Source organism: Marinobacter sp. Arc7-DN-1, from assembly GCF_003441595.1.
Taxonomy (GTDB): domain Bacteria; phylum Pseudomonadota; class Gammaproteobacteria; order Pseudomonadales; family Oleiphilaceae; genus Marinobacter; species Marinobacter metalliresistant.
In genome coordinates, this window is record NZ_CP031848.1 from 2096919 (window position 1) to 2115097 (window position 18179).

Sequence of the window (18179 nt, forward strand, 5' to 3'; positions counted from 1 at the left end):
CGCCTTGGCGGGAAAGCCAGCAATTGCCCCCCGGAACAGGTTTTCTCATCACTTGGTCGTACTACCTGAAAGAAATCGCTCGCCGGGGTTGGCGGGCTGCGGGATCAGAGTTCGCCCTCGGCCCGGGCGATGGCCTGCTGATCCAGAAACTCCCGGTAGTAGTCGGGCACGCTGTAGCGCAGTTCCTGGCTGGCAAACAGTTCGTTCAGCTCGCCACTCTTGACCAGCTTGTCGACAATGGCTTCCAGGGCATATCCCAACTGCCGATGGGTGTGTTTGATGGCCATACCCACATCCCACACCTGTTTGCCTATGCCGGGAAAACCATTACCCGCGGCTTTGAAACCAGCGTTTTCGGGTCTGGCCAGCTCATGATCGATTTCTGCCCGCATGCCCATCACGGCGCTGACCTCGCCCTCCCGCATGGCGCTGAACGCATCACGCACGTTGGGGTAATGCCGGACCTGCTCACGCATTCGCCCGCGCAGTCCGGAGGAAAGGTAGAAGTCCGGAAGGGTATCGATCTCCACGCCGATCGGGTGATACTGGAAAACAGCTACGGTTTCCACTGAGTCCAGCTTTTCCGGGTTAAAGGCGATCTGCCAGGTTTCCTGCTGGTAGGGACCGAACAGAACCACCTGCTCGTTGATGTATTCACCCGTGGAATCCTGCATGTAGGCATACTCCTTATCGTAAGGAACCCGCAGCATGACATCGGCCAGCCGTTGTTTGGCCAGGTAATGGCCCTTCCAGACGTTGTTACGCAGGTCGTCCCCCAGATTTTCATCCGGAGTGATCCAGTGCACTTTGAATTCGACACCCATTGCTCCGGCAATCCGTCGCCCGAGCTCGACATCAATCCCTCTGGGCTCGCCATCAACGTCATAGGAGTAGGGGGGGAAGTTTTCGTAGACACCCACTTTCAGGTAGCCGGACGCGAGGATGATGTCGTAGGTTCTCTGCGCCGGCCGGTTCAGGAGCTTGTCGCCGTCGTCAACCTCCTGGGCCAGAGCAATCTGTGTGAGAAGCAGCAAAGCCAGAATTCCAGACAGTAGTTTCATTGTTATCTCCCAACGACAACAGGCCGGCGCAGGGCCGGCCTGGGTTCAGGCATGGATAAGACGAAAGCGTTGCCATTACTCCGGCTTCGGCAGTGATTCCACATAGCTGCGAATGGCCCACATGGCGTTCTGGTCGAGGGTTTTCTTCCAGGAGGGCATACCCCGGGCAGTTCCATTACGAACACGGCCAATGAAGTACTCGTCATCCCATTCGGTGAGCTCGCGAAGATCCGGCGTCAGGCCACCCGACATAGCGCGGATACCGTGACAGCCGGCGCAGTTGCCCGCGTAGGCACTCTCGCCGATTTCAACGGCCTGGGCATTGAACTCGCCGTATTCATTGCCCTCACGGAACGGATTCTCGGTCCGCACTTCGTCACCGAGCTCCGGCAGGTTGCCCGTATCCACTTCCTGCGGTGTGACGTTGCCGTGTGCAAAGACCAGACCGGCCAGACCAAGCATGGCCGAAGCCATCAATGCTTTCAGTGAAAAGGGCGTTGCCATTGCTGCTACCTCTGTTATTGGATCCCTATGGTTGGCGATTGGACTTGTCGGATGCCAACTTGCTGACTTTCAGTCTAGGAACCCCCACGCCCGATCCGAATGCCACTTTGGAGTTTTTGACCTAGTTCCTTGGTAGTAGGCGGCAGGTGTCTGCCCGGAAAACTCCTCCTTAGGTACTGTCTGATTCCTACTTTCAGAATATTCCCGCCAGTACGTGCTTTCTCTAAACTCACACGAAAGACAACAAAAACATGGGGTACCTTCATGCCGTTTCGCCACCTGGCAGTTCTGACGGGGTTGCTGGCCGCCAGCCTTATGTCCTCGGGCGTGCCGGCGGAACCTCTCGACACAAGAATTGGCTACATCCAGTGGGTGCCGGATCAGGGCCCGGTGCTCTCGAACGTGATTCCCGAGCCAGAAGATGCGGGCCTGCGGGGCGCCGAGCTGGCCATGGACGACAACAGCACCACTGGCAGATTTCTGGGCCAGACCTACACGCTCCAGAGCACGGTGGCCAACTCCGCAGACGCGGCGATGGCCGCCTTCGACACCATGCGCAAGACCGGGATTGAGCTGTTTGTCGTGAATGCGCCGGTGGACACCCTGAAAGCCATCACCGACAAGGCCGGTCAGAACACCCTGATCTTTAACGCCGGGGCCCGGGATGACGCCCTGCGCACACGGCAATGCCACACCAACCTGCTGCACACCATGCCCAGCTATTCCATGCTGACCGACGCCCTCGGCCAGTGGCTGAGCCAGCGGCGCTGGAAGGAAGTGTTCCTGATTACCGGGCCCACCGGGGCCGACAAAGGCTGGGCGGATGCCTTTCGCCGTTCGGCCAAACGCTTCGGCCTGGAGATTGTCGAGGATAAACCCTGGACCTTTGACGCCGATCTTCGCCGCACCGTCTCCCGGGAATTGCCGCTGTTTACCCGGGCCGATGACTACGATGCCGTGGTGGTGGCGGATGTGCGGGGTGATTTCGGTGAATACGTGCCGTTTAACACCTGGTTGCCAAGGCCGGTGGCGGGCACCCAGGGCATGATGCCGGTGGCCTGGCACCGGGTGGTGGAAAGCTGGGGAGCCGCGCAGTTGCAGAACCGGTTCAGGGAACTGGCCGGCCGTGACATGAACAGCGAGGATTACGCCGCCTGGGCCGCCGTTCGCTCCATTGGCACAGCCGTAACGGATCTCGACAGTGCGAACCCCACCGAGATCCGCAATTTCCTGTTCAGCGACAATTTCCAGTTGGCCGCCTTCAAGGGCCGAAAGCTCACCTATCGTGACTGGAACGGCCAGCTACGCCAGCCAATCCCACTGGTTCACCCCCGGGGCCTTGTTGCCCGCGCGCCCTTCGAAGGCTTCCTCCATCCCTACAGCCAGATGGATACCCTCGGTTTTGACAAGCCAGAGAGCGAGTGTCGGATTAACAACTGATCGCTTCCGCGGCCGCATCTTAAAACAACAAGGAGCTCCACCATGAAATCTCTGTTCAAGCAAACCGCCCTGGCCGCCATGATCGCCCTCTCGACACCGGCCGCACTGGCCAGCCTGGCCTACGTATCCAACGAAAAGGACAACACCCTCACGATCATTGATACCGAGTCCATGGAAGTCGTCGACACCATCGGGGTGGGCGCCCGACCCCGGGGTATTCTGCTTTCCAGGGACTACACCAGGCTGTACATCTGCGCCAGCGACGACGACACCGTGCAGGTGCTGGACCTGGCCACCCGCAAGATCATCGATACCCTGCCCTCCGGTGAGGATCCCGAGCAGATCGCCCTGCATCCAAACAACAGGCACCTTTACATTGCCAACGAGGACGACGCTATCGTCACTGTCCTGGACGTCCACTCCAAAGAGATCCTGGCCCAGATTGAGGTAGGCGTGGAACCGGAAGGTATGGCGGTAAGCCCGGACGGCAAGTGGGCGGTCAATACTTCCGAAACCACCAGCATGCTGCACTGGATCAACACCGAGACTTTCGAGATCGAAAAGAACATCGTGGTGGGCCAGCGCCCCCGCCATGTGGAGTTCAGCAGGGACAGCAAGATTGCCTGGGCCTCGGCGGAAATCGGCGGCACCGTGCACATTATCGATGTCGACACCCTGAAGCAGATCCATGAGCTATCCTTCAGGGTGCCTGGGGTCAACCAGGACCGGGTGCAGCCGGTGGGCATCGAACTGACCTCCGATGGCAAATACGCCTTCGTCGCCCTCGGCCCTGCCAACCATGTGGCGGTGGTGGATGCCAGGACCTATGACGTACTGGACTACCTGCTGGTGGGCAGCCGGGTGTGGCAGCTGGATCTGGACAAGGACGAGAAGCATCTTTACACCACCAACGGTGTCTCAGGTGACGTGTCTGTGATCGATGTGGAGGACCTGAAGGTGATCAAATCCATCAAGGTGGGCCGCTACCCCTGGGGCGTGGTGATCGATCCCACTTCATGACTATAGAAGCCCGCAACCTCAGCTTTCGCTACGGCGACAAGCCGGTGCTCAAAGAGGTCAGCTTCGCGCTGACCTCGGGCCGTTTCCATGCCCTGCTCGGGCCCAACGGCGCTGGCAAGTCCACCCTGTTCGGCCTTTTGACCCGACTACTGGCGTTGCAGCAGGGGGATATTCTGCTGGCCGGCCAGTCCCTGAAAAAGCAGCCGGCCGAGGCCATGCGCAAGATCGGGGTGGTGTTCCAGCAGAACGCCCTGGACCTGGACCTGACCGTGCGCCAGAACCTGCAGTACCACGCCGCCTTGCACGGACTGTCCCGCAAGGAAGCCCGGGCGCGGGGCGACCGGGAACTGGCGCGCTTCGGGTTGCTGGACCGGGCCAACGATGCCGTCCGCCAGCTCAATGGCGGTCACCGCCGGCGGGTGGAGATTGCCCGGGCGCTACTCCATGAACCCTCTCTTCTGTTGCTGGATGAACCGACCGTGGGTCTGGACGTGGCCAGCCGCAAGGCACTGAATGAGCACGTGCGCACCCTTTGTGACGAGGACGGCCTGACCGTGCTCTGGGCCACGCACCTGATTGAGGAGGTTCGCGAGGACGACCGGGTGCTGATCCTGCACCAGGGCCGGTTGCTGGCCGACGGTACCGGACACGCCATCTGCCGGGCCCAAGGCACCCGGGATCTGGCGGAAACCTTCCATTCCCTGACCGGAGCCGGATAACCATGAAAGCTGCCCATTACTGGCACTGTTTTGTCGGCATACAGACTCGCGAGTGGCTGCGGTTCTGGCAGCAGCGCACCCGGTTTGCCAGTGCCCTGGTGCGCCCGCTGCTGTGGCTGGTGGTGTTTGCCGCGGGCTTCCGGGCGGTACTGGGGATTTCCATCATCCCGCCCTACCAGACCTACATCACCTACCAGACCTACATCGCCCCCGGCCTGTGCGGCATGATCATCCTGTTCAACAGCATGCAGGGGGCGTTATCCATGGTGTATGACCGGGAGCTGGGCAGCATGCGGGTGTTGCTGATGAGCCCGCTGCCCCGGCCATTTTTGCTGGTGACCAAGCTGCTGGCGATGGGGGTGGTGTCGGTCGGGCAGGTTTATGTGTTCCTGCTGCTGGCACTGCTGGTGGACGTGGAGCCGCCGTTGTGGGGGTATCTTGCGGTGTTGCCGGCGCTGGTGCTGGCCAGTCTTATGCTGGGGGCCATGGGGTTACTGATTGCCACCTGGATCAAGCAGTTGGAAAACTTTGCCGGGGTGATGAATTTTGTCATTTTCCCGATGTTTTTCCTGTCATCGGCCCTGTATCCGCTCTGGCGGATGAATGAGGCCAGTCCCTGGCTGTACTGGATCAGCCAGTTCAATCCGTTCACCCATGCGGTGGAGGCGATCCGCTTCTCGCTGTATCTGGAGTGGAACCCTGTAGCTTATGGCATTACTGCGGGGGTAACCGTGGTTCTGGTAATGCTTGCCACGGCCGGGTTCCGGCCTCAGCGGACCAAGATCCTCGGAACCTCCAAGACTGCTTGATCGAGCGGTAGTGGGCTATGGGGGACAGGCTAAATCAAGGTTACGAAGCCTCCCAAGAAGTCCATCAATCAAACCAGCCTCACCCACTGCATCATCCCACTGCAAGCGCGCCGGTTTGCCATCCAGGTACCAAAGTCGGTTTGCCAATATCTCGGCGTCACCACCATCGTGGGTAACACAGATCATCGCCATTTCGGGGTGAGCATCCAGAATGCCGGCGATCAGTTTTTTCAGCCCGCCCGCCATTACCGGATCCAGTGACGCAAAGGGTTCGTCCAGTAACAGCAAGTCCGGCTTCACCGCCAGACAACGTGCCAAGGCAGCCCTTCTGGCCATGCCAAGAGAAAGCTGATCCGGCAAGTAGTGACCGTAACCGGAGAGACCAACCTGACTTAGCAAATTTTCGGCTTCCTGCTCGGTTGCACCGACCAGACGGAGGTTGGCATTCAGGGTTCGCCACGGCAGCAGGCGGTGTTCCTGGAACAGATAACCCACCCTGAGCCTGTCGCGTCCGATGACCGCATCGTCCGGTATCGATCTGTCGAGGCCCGCAATGACATTCAGCAACGTGGTCTTGCCAATACCGGAAGGGCCGAGCAGGCAGATACGGTCGCCGGGGGCTATGGTGGTGAACACTTCCCCAAGCACAGGCTGGCCAAAATCCCGGCCGGCGATTCTGAGTTCAAGCATGGGCAGCCTCCGGCTGGCGCCAACGGCTTGAACGGCGTTCCAGGGGCTGGAGGATGGCCAGTTCGATGAGCTGCACTACGGCAATAAACGCAAGGCTGTAGGCGAGGATGGCGGCAACGTCGAAGACCTGGAAGGCCATGTACAGCTGGAAGCCAACGCCGCTGGAACGGCCGAGCAGTTCGACCACCAGGACGATTTTCCAGATCAGGGCCAGGCCACCGCGGGTGGCGGCCATCAGGTAGGGAAACAGTTGCGGCACCCAGACTTCGCGAAATCGCTGCCAGCGGGTGAAGTTGTAGACGGTGGCCATTTCTTCAAGGCGATAATCCAGACTGCGAGCCCCTTCCCGGACGGTGACGGCGACGTTGGGGACCTTGTTGATGACTACGGCCATCACGGCGGCCACTTCCACCAGGCCGAACCAGACGTACATCAGGATGATGGTGACCAGCGCTGGCAGGTTCAGCATCAACACCAGCAGGGGATCGAACAGGGCGTTGGTGGTTCGTGACCGGCCCATCACGATGCCGATGGCGGTGCCAAGAAGCATGGCGAGAACAAAGGCCACCAGGACACGCCCAAGGGTCGCACCCAGATGGTGCCAGAGTTCGCCGGAGGCGGACTCCCTTATCAGGGTGTCGAGCACATCCAGGGGCGTGGGCAGGAGTGGAGACTGGATAAACCAGGCAATCCATGCCCAGAGCAGGACAAACGAAGGCAGAACCACCCAGTAACTCCAGGCCGGCGGGCGGCCGGAGCGGGTGTTCACGGTTGTCTCCGGTAGAACAGCTCCGACGGCATCAGGTTGCCTGGGTCCGCACCGGTGAGCGCCAGCAACCGATATAGGTCAGTAATTCGCTGGTCCGTGAGAGGCGCGGGCGTGCCGGCGACAAAACCTTTGCGCAGTGCCGTGAAAACGCCCTCTTGCGGGCTGCCCATCAGGGGCCGCAACCGCTGCCAGTGGGATTTGTCCGCCGCCAGTTCGGCTTTTGCCTGCTGCAGGGACCCGGCGAAGCGATCCAGCAACGGCCCCTGGTTTTCAGCCCAGCCCGCCGGGAACACATAGCCCAGAACCGGGAGGTTCCGGTCCAGATTCATGGCGGTGAGCAGGTCGGCCATACCGAACGCGGAGCGCCAGCCGCCCTCTCCCTTCAGGCGGGCCGAAAAATGCCAGTAGGTGACGATCGCATCCACCTGGCCGCGCTTCAGGGCCTGGCTCAGCAGGGGTGGGGCGGCGAACTGGACCTCGGTGGATTGTGCCAGGTTGATCCCTTGGAGCGCGGCCACGTTCTGCAACAGTATCCAGCCTTTGCTGTCCGGCCCGCCAGCCACGCCGATGCGTTTGCCGGCCAGGTCGGCCACCGAACCGATAGCAGAGTCGCCGGCAACCACAATGTCGCCAATCCGGGAAGAGAACGGCACATAGAGATAGGGCGTGCCGGCCTGGAACCGGGACTGCGCCCACAGCAGGTCGGCCACCGCGCCGTTCACCGACTGGCTGGTGACCGCCAGGTGGGAAGCCGGTAGATTGGCAACGAGCTTCAGCTTGAGCTGGTAGCCGTTCTCGCGGTCCAGCCCCCGGTGAAGGATATGGTCCAGTTCCCAGTGCGCGGTGCCAAACTGCAGGACACTGACAGACAGCACCGGCAGCTCTTCAGGGTCACCGTCACTGCCATGGGCGGGACTCATCAGTAAGGACAGAAGCAATAGCGCGGCGATGACCACCCGGACAAAACGGGCCGCAGTCGGAAAGGATTGAAGAACTGACTTTATTGTTGGCTGTTGATTCATCCCTCCACGATACGAACCCCGCAGCCGGGCAAGAATAGTACTTTGGTGCCTGTTTTTTGGTGCGATGGTCGCATTCAACCCGGGACGAAGATCGCGTGTAATGAAATCATCACAATAATAACCAGAGGATCGGCACCGACTCCGTCGATCCCCTGCACAGGAGGCCGCCATGTTGGACGAGCTCGATGCCACACTCTCTTCCGAAAACCGCTATCATGATGCGGAAGCCAACCCCGGCAATGACAACAAACAGGTAGAGACATCCATGGAGCCGGCTTACAAGATCCTGATTGCCGACGACCACCCGCTCTTCCGCGAAGCCATCAGCAGCGTGATTGCTTCCGGCTTTGCGGGCAGCGAGATCATCGAAACCGCTGATCTGGACAGTGCCCTGGAAATCACCCGTGAAAATGACGACCTGGACCTGATCCTGCTGGACCTGAACATGCCCGGCATGCACGGGTTGACCGGCCTGATCACGCTACGTAATGAAGCGCCCACCATTCCGGTGGTGATTGTCTCCGCGGAAGAAGACAAACAGGTGGTGTTGCAGGCCATAACCTACGGCGCCTGCGGATTCATTACCAAGTCCTCTCCCCGGGCCCAGATGACCGAAGCCATCCAGCAGATCCTGAACGGCAATGTGTATCTGCCCTCCGACATCATCCGCACCGGCAAGGAAAGCAGTAACCGCCGCAGCCGGCATGAAGACAACCCGATATCGCCGGAACTGCTGAACTCCCTCACCCGCCGGCAGTTGCTGGTGTTGGAACGTATGTCCAAGGGAGAGTCCAACAAGCAGATCGCCTACAACCTGAACATCGCCGAAACCACGGTGAAGGCCCATGTCTCGGCCATTCTGCGCAAGCTTGGCGTGCATAACCGGGTTCAGGCGATTCTTTCCGCCAGTGATGTCGATTTCAGTCAGTATCTGAAGCGCTGACCAATTAGCGGTGAATAACAGAATCTGCGCTACACATTGAGCAGGCGGATCAGTTCCGGAACGGAGACTCTCTGATCATCAATTGACGCATAGAGCTCGCCAACTGCATCAGAGATTCCCTTTGCGCTTCCGAGTTTCTGAACCATGGCCCGGTAATAGCCGATGTCCTTGTTGGCGTTGGCAACGCTGAACCGGAAGCCTGACGGATCACCACGTTCAATATAAGGGCGGAGCCGCTCCAGTATCACCCCATCGCCACCGCCATTGCCGAGAACTTCCAATAGGGAACCGTCATCAATTCCGGCTCGGCGAGATGCAATAACGGCCTCTGCCAGTATGGCGGTGAATCCGAGCGACACATAATTGTGCAGCAGTTTCAGTGTATGGCCCGCCCCCACGTCCCCGGCATAACAGATCGTTTCCGCGAAGCACTCGAGCAACGGTGACATCTCGGTAAATAGCGCTTCGGGCGCTCCAACGATCAAATTCAGTCGCCCTTCCGCCGCCTCTTTAGGCGTGCGCGTCATGGCCGCATCCATGAAACGCCCACCGGCTTCGCTCACACGTCTTGCAACGTCTGACGTAGAACTGGGCAGAGCCGTGGAACAATCGATCACAACAGTGCCGGGCTTCAGTCCCTCCAATACGCCAGTGGCATCGAAAAGCACAGCGTTTACCTGAGGAGACCCCGTCACACAGAGAATAACTACGTCTGCGTCTCGGGCCACGTCGCAGCTACTCTCCAACGGCATGGCACTCAAGGCCACGAGGTCATCAACGGGCTGGTTACCAGGATGCTGCAAAAAAGCCAGGCGATGCCCCGCACTCAGCAGGTTCCAAGCTATGCCATGCCCCATCAGGCCAACGCCGATCAGGCCAACATGATACGTCTGTGGCATCTCACTCCTCCAGGTATGTTTGTTGGTCGCTAACCATGCCGAATGGCGACGGTCTTGATACGGGTAAAGCTGCGTAAGCCCTCGAAGCCCTTTTCGCGACCGTGTCCAGAGCGCCCCACGCCACCGAACGGCAACTCAATACCACCAGCGGCACCGTAGTTATTGACAAACACCTGGCCGCTTCGGATCTGTTTCGCCAGACGCAATTGTCGCCCTCCGTCCGCCGTCCACACGCCCGCGCACAAACCGAAATCCGTCGCATTAGCCTGTGCCAGCGCATCGGATTCGCCCTTGAAGCATTGAACCACAAGAACGGGCCCGAACAACTCCTCGCGCAGTAACTCATGGCCATCGGGGATACCGACAAGAACCTGAGGCACGACAAAGTGCCCACCTGCCGGTGCGGCCTCTGCCAAACGACCTTCGGCCAGTACCTTCACACCATCGGCCAAGGCCGATGCAAGTCTCGATTCAAGCACCGACTTCTGCCGGGCGTTGATCAGTGGTCCACAATCGGCATCGGCCTCACCGGCATCACACCGCAGGGAAGAAAAACGATCAGCCAGACGGCTGAGGAACGCCTCGGCTACCTCCTCCTGAATCAGCAAGCGACTGCCGGCGGAACAGGTCTGGCCAGCGTTCTGAACGATACCTTTAACAACCGCATCGAGCGCCGCATCAAGGTCGGCATCTGCAAAAATAATCTGGGGAGATTTCCCCCCAAGCTCCATGGTGACCGGAACGTGATGTCTGGCCGCAGCCTGGGCAACAAGCGTGCCAGTCTCCGGCGAACCGGTGAATGACAGATGTTGAATGCCTGAGTGGGCTGCCAGCGCAACACCTGCCTCGCGGCCCAGGCCAGGAACGACATTAAGCGCTCCCGCCGGCAGACCACATTCACTGGCCAGTTCAGCCAGGCGCAGCACACTGAGGCAGGCGTCTTCCGCCGGCTTTAGTACTACCGTGTTCCCAGCGGCCAGCGCAGCCGCCACACAACGCCCGAAAATCTGTGCGGGGTAATTCCAGGGAATTATTTGCGCGCAGACACCGTAAGGCTCACGCAGGGTCATCACGGCAAACCCGTTATCGAATGGAATGGTCTCACCGTGCAGCTTATCGGCGGCCCCACCGTAGAAACGAAAGTAACGTTCGCAGGCGGTTATATCGGCATCTGCCTGAGCCATGGGCTTGCCAGTGTCCGCACACTCCAGCGCAGCAAGTCTGTCGTGGTCATTTTTGATAGCATCAGCGAGGACCAGTAGCCACTCACCACGCCGACGGGCACTCCAGCTCGACCAGCTACCAAGCTGACCCGAAAATGCCTTGTCGGCAGCCAACGCGGCATTCTCGACTTCACGATGCCCACATCGGGCAATCTGGCTGATCGTTTCCCCGTGCGACGGCCCCTCTACCTTCAGGGTCGTTGCACTGGCAACCCACTCTCCGCCTATGAAGGCTTTGTCTGGCGGCATTACTGGTAGCGAGTGCATGCGATATTTCCTTTCGATAGCGTTCAATAAAGCAGATCAACCAACCCAAGCGAAATCCAGGGCACATAGGTGATGGCAATCAGACAAGCCAGAACCACCAGCACAAAACGCATCAGCCAGGGCAAGAGCTGGTCAATAGACAGCTTCGCCACCGCGCAGGCGGCGAAGAGGTTCACCCCGAGCGGTGGCGTGAACATGCCCAGCGCCAGATTGACCACGACAATCAGACCAAAATGAACCGGATCGATACCGTACTGGATCGCGATAGGGGTAAAAATCGGGGCCAATACCAGAATCGCCGCCGAGGTTTCGATAAACATTCCGACAATCAACAACATCACGTTGACCGCCAGCAGAAAAGCAATGGGACTGTCGAAGATGTTTGTCACCCAGGCCGCGACTTCACCGGGCAGCCCCGAGCGACTGATCAGAAAGCTGAACAGCGCCGCAGCGGCAATGATCAGCATCACCGCCGCCGTTGAAATCACGCTCTCACGGAAAATCGGGTACAACTCCGAGCGGGGCAGCTCACGATAGACCAGGCCTCCGACAATCAACGCGTAGACCACCGCCACGGCCGAAGCTTCGGTTGGAGTGAACACACCACCATAGATACCGCCGATGACAACCACTGGCATCAGCAAGGCCGCCCACGCCCGCTTGAACGCAGTCGGGAAATCGTGACGATCCTCCCTGTCCCGCAATCCGTACCCGCGTTTCTTGCAGAACAGGAAAAGAAACAGCAACAACGCACCACCAATCAGGAGCCCCGGACCAATACCAGCAATGAAGAGCTTGCCGATGGATGTGTCCGTGCTCACCCCGTAGAGAATCAGGGGAATGGAAGGCGGAATCAGAACACCCAGTTCCGCAGACGACGCCTGGATCGAAGCCGCCAGGGGACGCGGGTAGTCATGCTTCACCATGGCCGGTATCAAAATCGAACCGATTGCGAAGGTTGTGGCAACACTGGACCCCGAGACGGCCGCAAACATCATGCAGGTCAGGACGCAGGTCATGGCCAGCCCACCCTGCAGACCACCCACCATGGACTTGGCAAGATCCACCAGTCTGCGGGAGATGCCTCCAGCGGACATGAGATTTCCCGCCAGGATAAAGAAAGGGATCGCCATTAATGGAAAGCTGTCGATGCCGACGAACATTTGCTGGGGGACCAGCAGCAACGGCAGGCGCGAAAAGAATTCAATTCCGATGATGGATGCCAGAACGATTGATATCGCAATAGGAACACCCAGGCTGAACAGAATGATCAGTGAAAGTCCAATGGCTGCGTTCATGTTTGCTTTCCCCTTGAACCCGCCTTGTTTGGGGCAACCGCAACGGATTGTCCTTCGACAGCAGGGTACTCTGTAGATTCGACCGCCATGTCACCATTGCTGGACTTCACCTCTTCACGATCCGGCCCGATGGTCTCCTGACCCATGGCCTGACCCATCAGGCGAGCCACCACCGCAATCAGTGCGAAACCTGCTCCGACCGGCATTGCAGCATAAGCCCAGGCAATAGATATCCCCAGGCCAGACAGCATCTGCGACTGGACCCGGAAGGTCATCGCGGTACCGAAATAAATCAGAACAAGCAGTACCGTCGCGCAGCAACCTGCAATCAGCACCTCCAGCCAGACGAGTCTTCTGCCTGGCACCAGCTTATAGATGACTTCCACCGACATCATGAAACCACCCCGGAATCCGGGAGCTGCACCGAGAAAAACACACCAGATCATGGTTGATCGGGAGATAACCTCCGACCAGGTCGATGGAGCATCAAAGACGAACCGGGTCAATACCTGGTAGAACCCCAGAGCAACTGACACCGTCAGCATCAGAACCGCACCAAGCAAAGCCAGACGAGTCGTCTGACGCTCAATGCTGAGAAAAACTTGCAGCATCGTGGCCACCGTTTACAAAGCGGTCCCCCGGCACCATGAATTGATGCCGGGCGTGGTTACAGAGGTTCAGCAGTCGCTGGCACGGATACGATCAAGCATCTCGCTGCCATACTGATCCGTGTAGATCCCGTATGCGGGCTTGACCGCTTCTTGGAATGGTGCCTTGTTGATATCCGTTTTCACTGTCATTCCCTTGTCGCGCAGGAGCTTCACACCCTCTCGTTCAAGGCGGGACACCTCTTCCCGGGTGGCCTGGGCGGATGCCACGGCCGCCTGCTCAAACCAGCCGCGCTCTTCTTCACTGAGTCCGTCGAGAAGCACGGGCGACCCCAGAACCACTGCGGGTGAATAGACGTGGCCGGTAAGGGACAGATGATCCTGGACTTCCCAGAATTTTGTGGCGACGATCACGGTTATGGGGTTTTCCTGCCCATCGACGGTACCTTGCTGCAAGGCCGTAAAGACTTCAGGAAATGCCATGGGAGTTGGATGGACGCCCATCTGCTCGAAGGCCTCCATGTGAACTTTGTTCTCCATGGTACGAACCTTAAGCCCCTTGGCATCCGACGGGCTCGTTACGGGGCGCACGCTATTGGTCATATGGCGGAAGCCATTCTCGGACCAGGCCAGCCCCACCAGATTGTGGTTGGACATCTTTTTGAGCAGATCCTGACCGATTTCACCATCAAGCACACAGCGGGCCTGCTCATAATCCTTGAACAGAAACGGCAGGTCCAAGACATAGCTTTCAGGCACGAAGTTCCCCAGGGGACCGGTCGAGGTAATGACGACATCAACGGTACCGATCTGTAGCCCCTCGATCATTGCCCGCTCTCCTCCCAGCGAGCCGGAGGGATGCTCGACAACCTCAAACTCTCCTCCGCTGAGGCGCTCCAGGGTTTCTTCAAAAGCATCCGCTCCCACAGAGTAGTGGGAGCTGTCGGACAGGGTATGCCCGAGGGTGACGGTTCTTGCTGCCTGGGCGTTGATTGCGCCGAGGGCAAGTACAGTGGAAGTGGCACCGGCAATTGCGGTAGTCAGACTGCGGCGTGCAAACGTTACTTTCATTTTTGTTACCTCATTTTGCATTGTCACGCTAGGGATGAATCCCGGGGTGCGTAGGCCCGGAATCAGACACTTTCGTCCAAAAAAGCCTTAACGATATCGCGAAAATTCTGGTCACTCCTGAAGCCGAGCCTGCTTGCCCGCAGATTGGTGAATCTGGCGGGCCAACTACCAACAATGGCTTCGATGTTCCTGTCCGGTTCATACCGGACATGGGCCAGCGCTGATTCGCCGCCCACCTCTCGCAAGGTTTCGAGCATCTGGGCGACGCTGACGGTGATTCCCGGCAGCATGAAGGCGCGAAAAGGGCCTACCGCCTCGCCCGACACGCTGGCACCGTGGACGAGGGCATCGACGACCGTGGCAGGCGACATCACGAAGAGGTTCAGGCTGGTGTCCACCGGGCAGACTGCCTCTTCGCCATTGAGGGGCTCTCGCAGAATGCTCGATGCGAAACTTGAAGCGGCCGCGTTAGGGCGCCCCGGGCGGATCACAATGGTGGGCAGACGCAATACCAGGCCATCAACGATTCCGCGACGACTGTAATCGTTAATCAGCAGTTCACTCATGGCCTTCTGGGCGCCATAGGAATTCTGTGGGTGAAGTGCCGTCATGTCATCGAGGGTATCGGGCAAATCCCCGCCGTACGCTGCAACAGAGCTAGCCATGATCAGGCGTGTGCCGGAGAGCCCATGCAATCGACAGCCTTCAAGCAGAGCGCGGGTAACGTCGAAATTGACGCGCATGCCCAGGTCCAGGTCCGCCTCCGCGGCACTGCTGACTACGGCCGCCAGGTGATAGATCACATCGGGTTGCTCCGCCAGCACCTCGTCCAGTGCACCCGGCTGGCTGATATCCAGCGCCTGCGAACGAACTGTCACACCCCTGGCAATCGGACGATTCGGCTCCACTTGGTCAATCAGCGTCAGCCGACTCAGCGTCTGGCCGGCCAACTCCCCGGCCATGGCCAGACGGTCGACGAGTCGCTGTCCGAGAAAGCCCGCTGCTCCGGTGATGACGATATGCATGATTTGGGTTGTCCTCTTGTTGTTATGTCGTGTTTTCGCAGTCGGCGTAACGCTGTAAGCCGCCTTCTGTTCAGGTTGTAAGCCCGTGCATCCTGCCCCAAGCCAGCCCCTCCCGGGTATCGCCAGCCGGCCGGTACTCACAGCCAACCCAGCCCCGGTAGCCAAGAGCCTCCAATCGCGAAAGAACGCTGGGGTAACAAACTTCTCCGATATCCGGTTCATGGCGCTCGGGAACACCCGCGATTTGCACGTGACCAATATGATGAAACTGCCGTTCCAGGTGGCGAATAAGGTCGCCCTCCATGATCTGGCAGTGATAGATATCGAACTGGAGACGCAAATTATCGGCACCGACGGCCTTAATCACTGCCATAGCCTCATCCTGCCGCGACAGGAAATAGCGCGGCATGTCACGATGGTTGATCGGCTCGATTAGCAGGTCCAGCCCTGCCTTTGCCGCCTCCCGGGCGGCAAAGCGGAGGTTTTCCAGGTACGTAGCTTGATGCGCCGCCAGGGCCTCCCGGTCCGCTCCCTCGGGGACCAGACCGGCCATGGCGTGGATACGTGGGCAGTTCAGGGCCTCAGCGTAACGTAATGCCTCAAACACTGATTGGCGGAAGTCAGCCTCCCGACCAGGCAAGCTCGCAAGCCCCCGCTCTCCAGCACCCCAGTCTCCCGGCGGTAGATTGAACAACACTTGTTCGAGCTGCGCGTCTTTCAGCAGGCGGGCAAGCTCTTCCGGGGCGTAGGCGTACGGGAACAGATATTCAACCCCCTTAAAGCCAGCTTCGGCTGCCGCCCTGAAGCGGTCAGGGAAATCATGCTCCTGGAAAAGCATGCTGAGGTTCGCGGCCAGTCTGATCATGATCAATCCTCGTTTTCTGCTCAGTCGCGCGGGAAGCGCGCCTCGATGGTGGCGACTTGCTCGGGCGTCAGGCCGCGAGGATTATGCCCGTGCAACAGCAAGAACAACCTGGCGGTTTCCTCCAGCTCCTCGGTGGCATAAACAGCCGCCTCCAGCGACTTCCCTGCCACCACGGGTCCGTGATTGGCAAGGAGCACTGCACTGTGCTTGCCTGCCAAGCCGCGGACGGCATCGCCCAGCTTCGGATCACCCGGAATGTGGTAAGGGACCAGCGGCAGTCTGCCGACCCGCATCACATAATAGGCGGTTAATGGAGGAATACAGTCGCAGGGATCGATATCCGGCAGGCAGGACACCGCAACAGAGTGGGTCGAATGGAGGTGCACGATAGCACCAGACTGAGGCCTTTGCGTATACATAGCAGTGTGCAGAAACTGTTCCTTGGTCGGCGCGTCACCGTCAACCAATTGCCCGGCTTGATCAAGGCGAGAAATACGTGCAGGGTCAAGTCGCCCCAGACAGGCGTTGGTTGGCGTCATGAGCCAGCCACCGTCTTCCAGACGAGCACTGATATTACCACTGGATCCCATCGTAAGGCCGCGATCAAACAGAGACTGACCCAGGGTTGCAATCTGTTCGCGCAACAAGTTCACGTTACCGGCTCTCATGGCAACACCTCGAAAGCTCGTGTAAAGAAATCCTGACCACCGAAGTTGCCAGACTTGAGGGCCAGGGAAAGTGGTGGCCCGCTCTCAGTGGTCAGGGTCTGGGTCCAGGGAACGCCCGGATCGATCTGGCCACCAATTCGCATGGTGCGAATACCGAGCGCCGAGACCACGGCTCCCGAGCTTTCCCCACCAGCAACCACGAGACGACCAACCCCTTCCCGCACCAATATTGAGGCCAGGTGCCCCAGGGCCGTCTCTACGAGTTGACCGGCACGATGCGTTCCCAGGACAGATTGAGCCTCCCTGACCTGGCCGGGATCGGCCGACGCATAGACCAGCACGGGCTCATGCTTCAAAAGGCAGGCTCTTGCAAATGCCAGGGCATCCTCAAGGTGAGACTCGTCCTCAGCAAGTTTTAGAGGGTCAAGGGCGAATCCCGGCCACCGCTCAAGGAAATGGGCAACCTGCCCCAGAGTTGCCCGGGAGCAGCTACCGGAAAGTACCAGTGCGCCACCCGTACCAGGAGCCAGGCGGCCAGGCTCGTTTACCTCAGCCAACCATCCGCGCAGGCGATACTGACCCGGCAACGACTGTCCTAACCCCGAGCCGCCGGTTACCAACGGCATATCCACTACAGCCTGGGCCAGGGTTGTGAGGTCAGACTCATCAATTGTGTCGCAGATTACATGGCGGACACCCTGCGCTTTTAGGTTCTCCAAATGTTGACGGGTGGCAATATGCCCTCCGGACACGACAGGACGAGCGACCAGCCCTACCGGATGAGCCGTCTGCTTGGCCAACACACGCACCAGGTCGGCATCGTGCATGGGATTGAGTGGGTGGTCCTGCATGCCACTTTCATTTAACAGCCTGTCGCCAACGAAAAGATGCCCTTGATAGACGGTGCGGCCATTTATTGGGAAAGCAGGAACCATAACTGTTTGCGAAGCATCCAGGAGATCAAGCAAGGCATCGCTTACCGGTCCGATGTTGCCGCTGTCGGTAGAATCAAATGTCGAGCAGTACTTGAAAAAAATCTGATGGGCGCCCCGCCGCTGGAGCCACTTCAGGGCAGCCACAGAATCACCAATGGCACGCTGGGCGGGGCAGGAGCGAGATTTGAGCGCGACCACGACAGCATCGGCATCATGAACAACAAGATCCTCGCCGGGAACGCCAATCACCTGAACACAGCGCATTCCATTGCGAACCAGGTTGTTGGCAAGATCGGTTGCCCCGGTAAAATCATCCGCGATGGCGCCCAGCACTATACCCATG

The 18179-nt window shown here is 59.1% G+C and carries 19 protein-coding genes; 5 read left to right on the forward strand and 14 right to left on the reverse strand.

The genetic code is table 11. The features are described from left to right. Nucleotides 1-104: 104 nt before the first annotated feature. The gene (locus tag D0851_RS09850; protein ID WP_117618495.1) at nucleotides 105-1061 is read right to left on the reverse strand and encodes a substrate-binding periplasmic protein; all 957 of its coding nucleotides are present in this window, start codon (nucleotides 1059-1061) and stop codon (nucleotides 105-107) included. A gap of 75 nt (nucleotides 1062-1136) precedes the next feature. After that, nucleotides 1137-1565, reverse strand: a complete 429-nt coding sequence (gene pedF / locus D0851_RS09855; RefSeq protein ID WP_117618496.1) for a cytochrome c-550 PedF — start codon at nucleotides 1563-1565, stop codon at nucleotides 1137-1139. A 315-nt stretch (nucleotides 1566-1880) separates the two neighbouring features. On the opposite strand from pedF, the gene D0851_RS09860 reads away from it, so the two are divergent. The 4 genes from D0851_RS09860 to D0851_RS09875 are packed head-to-tail and all read left to right on the forward strand — an operon-like array spanning nucleotide 1881 to nucleotide 5553. Then, nucleotides 1881-3005, forward strand: coding sequence for an ABC transporter substrate-binding protein (locus D0851_RS09860; RefSeq protein WP_264756481.1), 1125 nt, complete (start codon nucleotides 1881-1883; stop codon nucleotides 3003-3005). A gap of 42 nt (nucleotides 3006-3047) precedes the next feature. Further along, a complete protein-coding gene (locus D0851_RS09865) occupies nucleotides 3048-4025 on the forward strand; it encodes a YVTN family beta-propeller repeat protein (protein WP_117618498.1) in 978 nt (325 codons plus the stop codon). Then, on the forward strand, nucleotides 4022-4744 hold the full coding sequence (locus D0851_RS09870) for an ABC transporter ATP-binding protein (protein ID WP_117618499.1): 723 nt from the start codon (nucleotides 4022-4024) through the stop codon (nucleotides 4742-4744). The genes D0851_RS09865 and D0851_RS09870 overlap by 4 nt, the downstream gene beginning before the upstream one ends. A gap of 2 nt (nucleotides 4745-4746) precedes the next feature. Beyond that, nucleotides 4747-5553: an ABC transporter permease gene (locus D0851_RS09875; protein WP_117618500.1), complete on the forward strand. Its 807-nt coding sequence runs from the start codon at nucleotides 4747-4749 to the stop codon at nucleotides 5551-5553. Between the two features lie 15 nt (nucleotides 5554-5568). On the opposite strand, the gene D0851_RS09880 is transcribed toward D0851_RS09875, so the two are convergent. From D0851_RS09880 to D0851_RS09890, 3 genes are read right to left on the reverse strand one after another with little or no spacing between them, the layout of a single operon-like run. After that, nucleotides 5569-6243, reverse strand: coding sequence for an ATP-binding cassette domain-containing protein (locus tag D0851_RS09880; protein ID WP_117618501.1), 675 nt, complete (start codon nucleotides 6241-6243; stop codon nucleotides 5569-5571). Then, nucleotides 6236-7012 carry an ABC transporter permease gene (locus tag D0851_RS09885; RefSeq protein WP_117618502.1) on the reverse strand — a complete coding sequence of 259 codons (777 nt, stop codon included), beginning with the start codon at nucleotides 7010-7012 and terminating at the stop codon, nucleotides 6236-6238. The genes D0851_RS09880 and D0851_RS09885 overlap by 8 nt, the downstream gene beginning before the upstream one ends. Next, nucleotides 7009-8034, reverse strand: coding sequence for an ABC transporter substrate-binding protein (locus tag D0851_RS09890; protein WP_117618503.1), 1026 nt, complete (start codon nucleotides 8032-8034; stop codon nucleotides 7009-7011). Before D0851_RS09890 ends, D0851_RS09885 begins: the two co-directional genes overlap by 4 nt. A 265-nt stretch (nucleotides 8035-8299) precedes the next feature. Here D0851_RS09890 and D0851_RS09895 point away from each other — a divergent pair, with 265 nt between their 5' ends. Continuing rightward, entirely contained in the window at nucleotides 8300-8977 is a 678-nt protein-coding gene (locus tag D0851_RS09895; protein ID WP_227539531.1) for a response regulator, read from the forward strand. A gap of 29 nt (nucleotides 8978-9006) precedes the next feature. On the opposite strand, the gene D0851_RS09900 is transcribed toward D0851_RS09895, so the two are convergent. The 9 genes from D0851_RS09900 to otnK form a co-directional block, all read right to left on the reverse strand. After that, entirely contained in the window at nucleotides 9007-9876 is an 870-nt protein-coding gene (locus tag D0851_RS09900) for an NAD(P)-dependent oxidoreductase (RefSeq protein WP_117618505.1), read from the reverse strand. A 29-nt stretch (nucleotides 9877-9905) separates the two neighbouring features. After that, a complete protein-coding gene (locus D0851_RS09905; RefSeq protein ID WP_205422306.1) occupies nucleotides 9906-11366 on the reverse strand; it encodes an aldehyde dehydrogenase family protein in 1461 nt (486 codons plus the stop codon). Between the two features lie 23 nt (nucleotides 11367-11389). Then, nucleotides 11390-12664, reverse strand: coding sequence for a TRAP transporter large permease (locus D0851_RS09910; RefSeq protein WP_117618507.1), 1275 nt, complete (start codon nucleotides 12662-12664; stop codon nucleotides 11390-11392). Next, on the reverse strand, nucleotides 12661-13275 hold the full coding sequence (locus D0851_RS09915) for a TRAP transporter small permease (RefSeq protein WP_117618508.1): 615 nt from the start codon (nucleotides 13273-13275) through the stop codon (nucleotides 12661-12663). Before D0851_RS09915 ends, D0851_RS09910 begins: the two co-directional genes overlap by 4 nt. Before the next feature lie 66 nt (nucleotides 13276-13341). After that, nucleotides 13342-14343 carry a TRAP transporter substrate-binding protein gene (locus D0851_RS09920; RefSeq protein ID WP_117618509.1) on the reverse strand — a complete coding sequence of 334 codons (1002 nt, stop codon included), beginning with the start codon at nucleotides 14341-14343 and terminating at the stop codon, nucleotides 13342-13344. A 62-nt stretch (nucleotides 14344-14405) separates the two neighbouring features. Further along, nucleotides 14406-15368: a D-erythronate dehydrogenase gene (gene denD, locus D0851_RS09925; protein WP_117618510.1), complete on the reverse strand. Its 963-nt coding sequence runs from the start codon at nucleotides 15366-15368 to the stop codon at nucleotides 14406-14408. A 70-nt stretch (nucleotides 15369-15438) separates the two neighbouring features. After that, nucleotides 15439-16233 (reverse strand): 2-oxo-tetronate isomerase, encoded by a 795-nt coding sequence (gene otnI, locus D0851_RS09930; protein ID WP_117618511.1) that lies wholly within the window; start codon nucleotides 16231-16233, stop codon nucleotides 15439-15441. Between the two features lie 20 nt (nucleotides 16234-16253). After that, nucleotides 16254-16901, reverse strand: coding sequence for a 3-oxo-tetronate 4-phosphate decarboxylase (otnC, locus tag D0851_RS09935; RefSeq protein ID WP_117618512.1), 648 nt, complete (start codon nucleotides 16899-16901; stop codon nucleotides 16254-16256). Beyond that, nucleotides 16898-18178 (reverse strand): 3-oxo-tetronate kinase, encoded by a 1281-nt coding sequence (otnK, locus tag D0851_RS09940; protein ID WP_117618513.1) that lies wholly within the window; start codon nucleotides 18176-18178, stop codon nucleotides 16898-16900. The genes otnC and otnK overlap by 4 nt, the downstream gene beginning before the upstream one ends. Between the last annotated feature and the right edge of the window lies 1 nt (nucleotide 18179).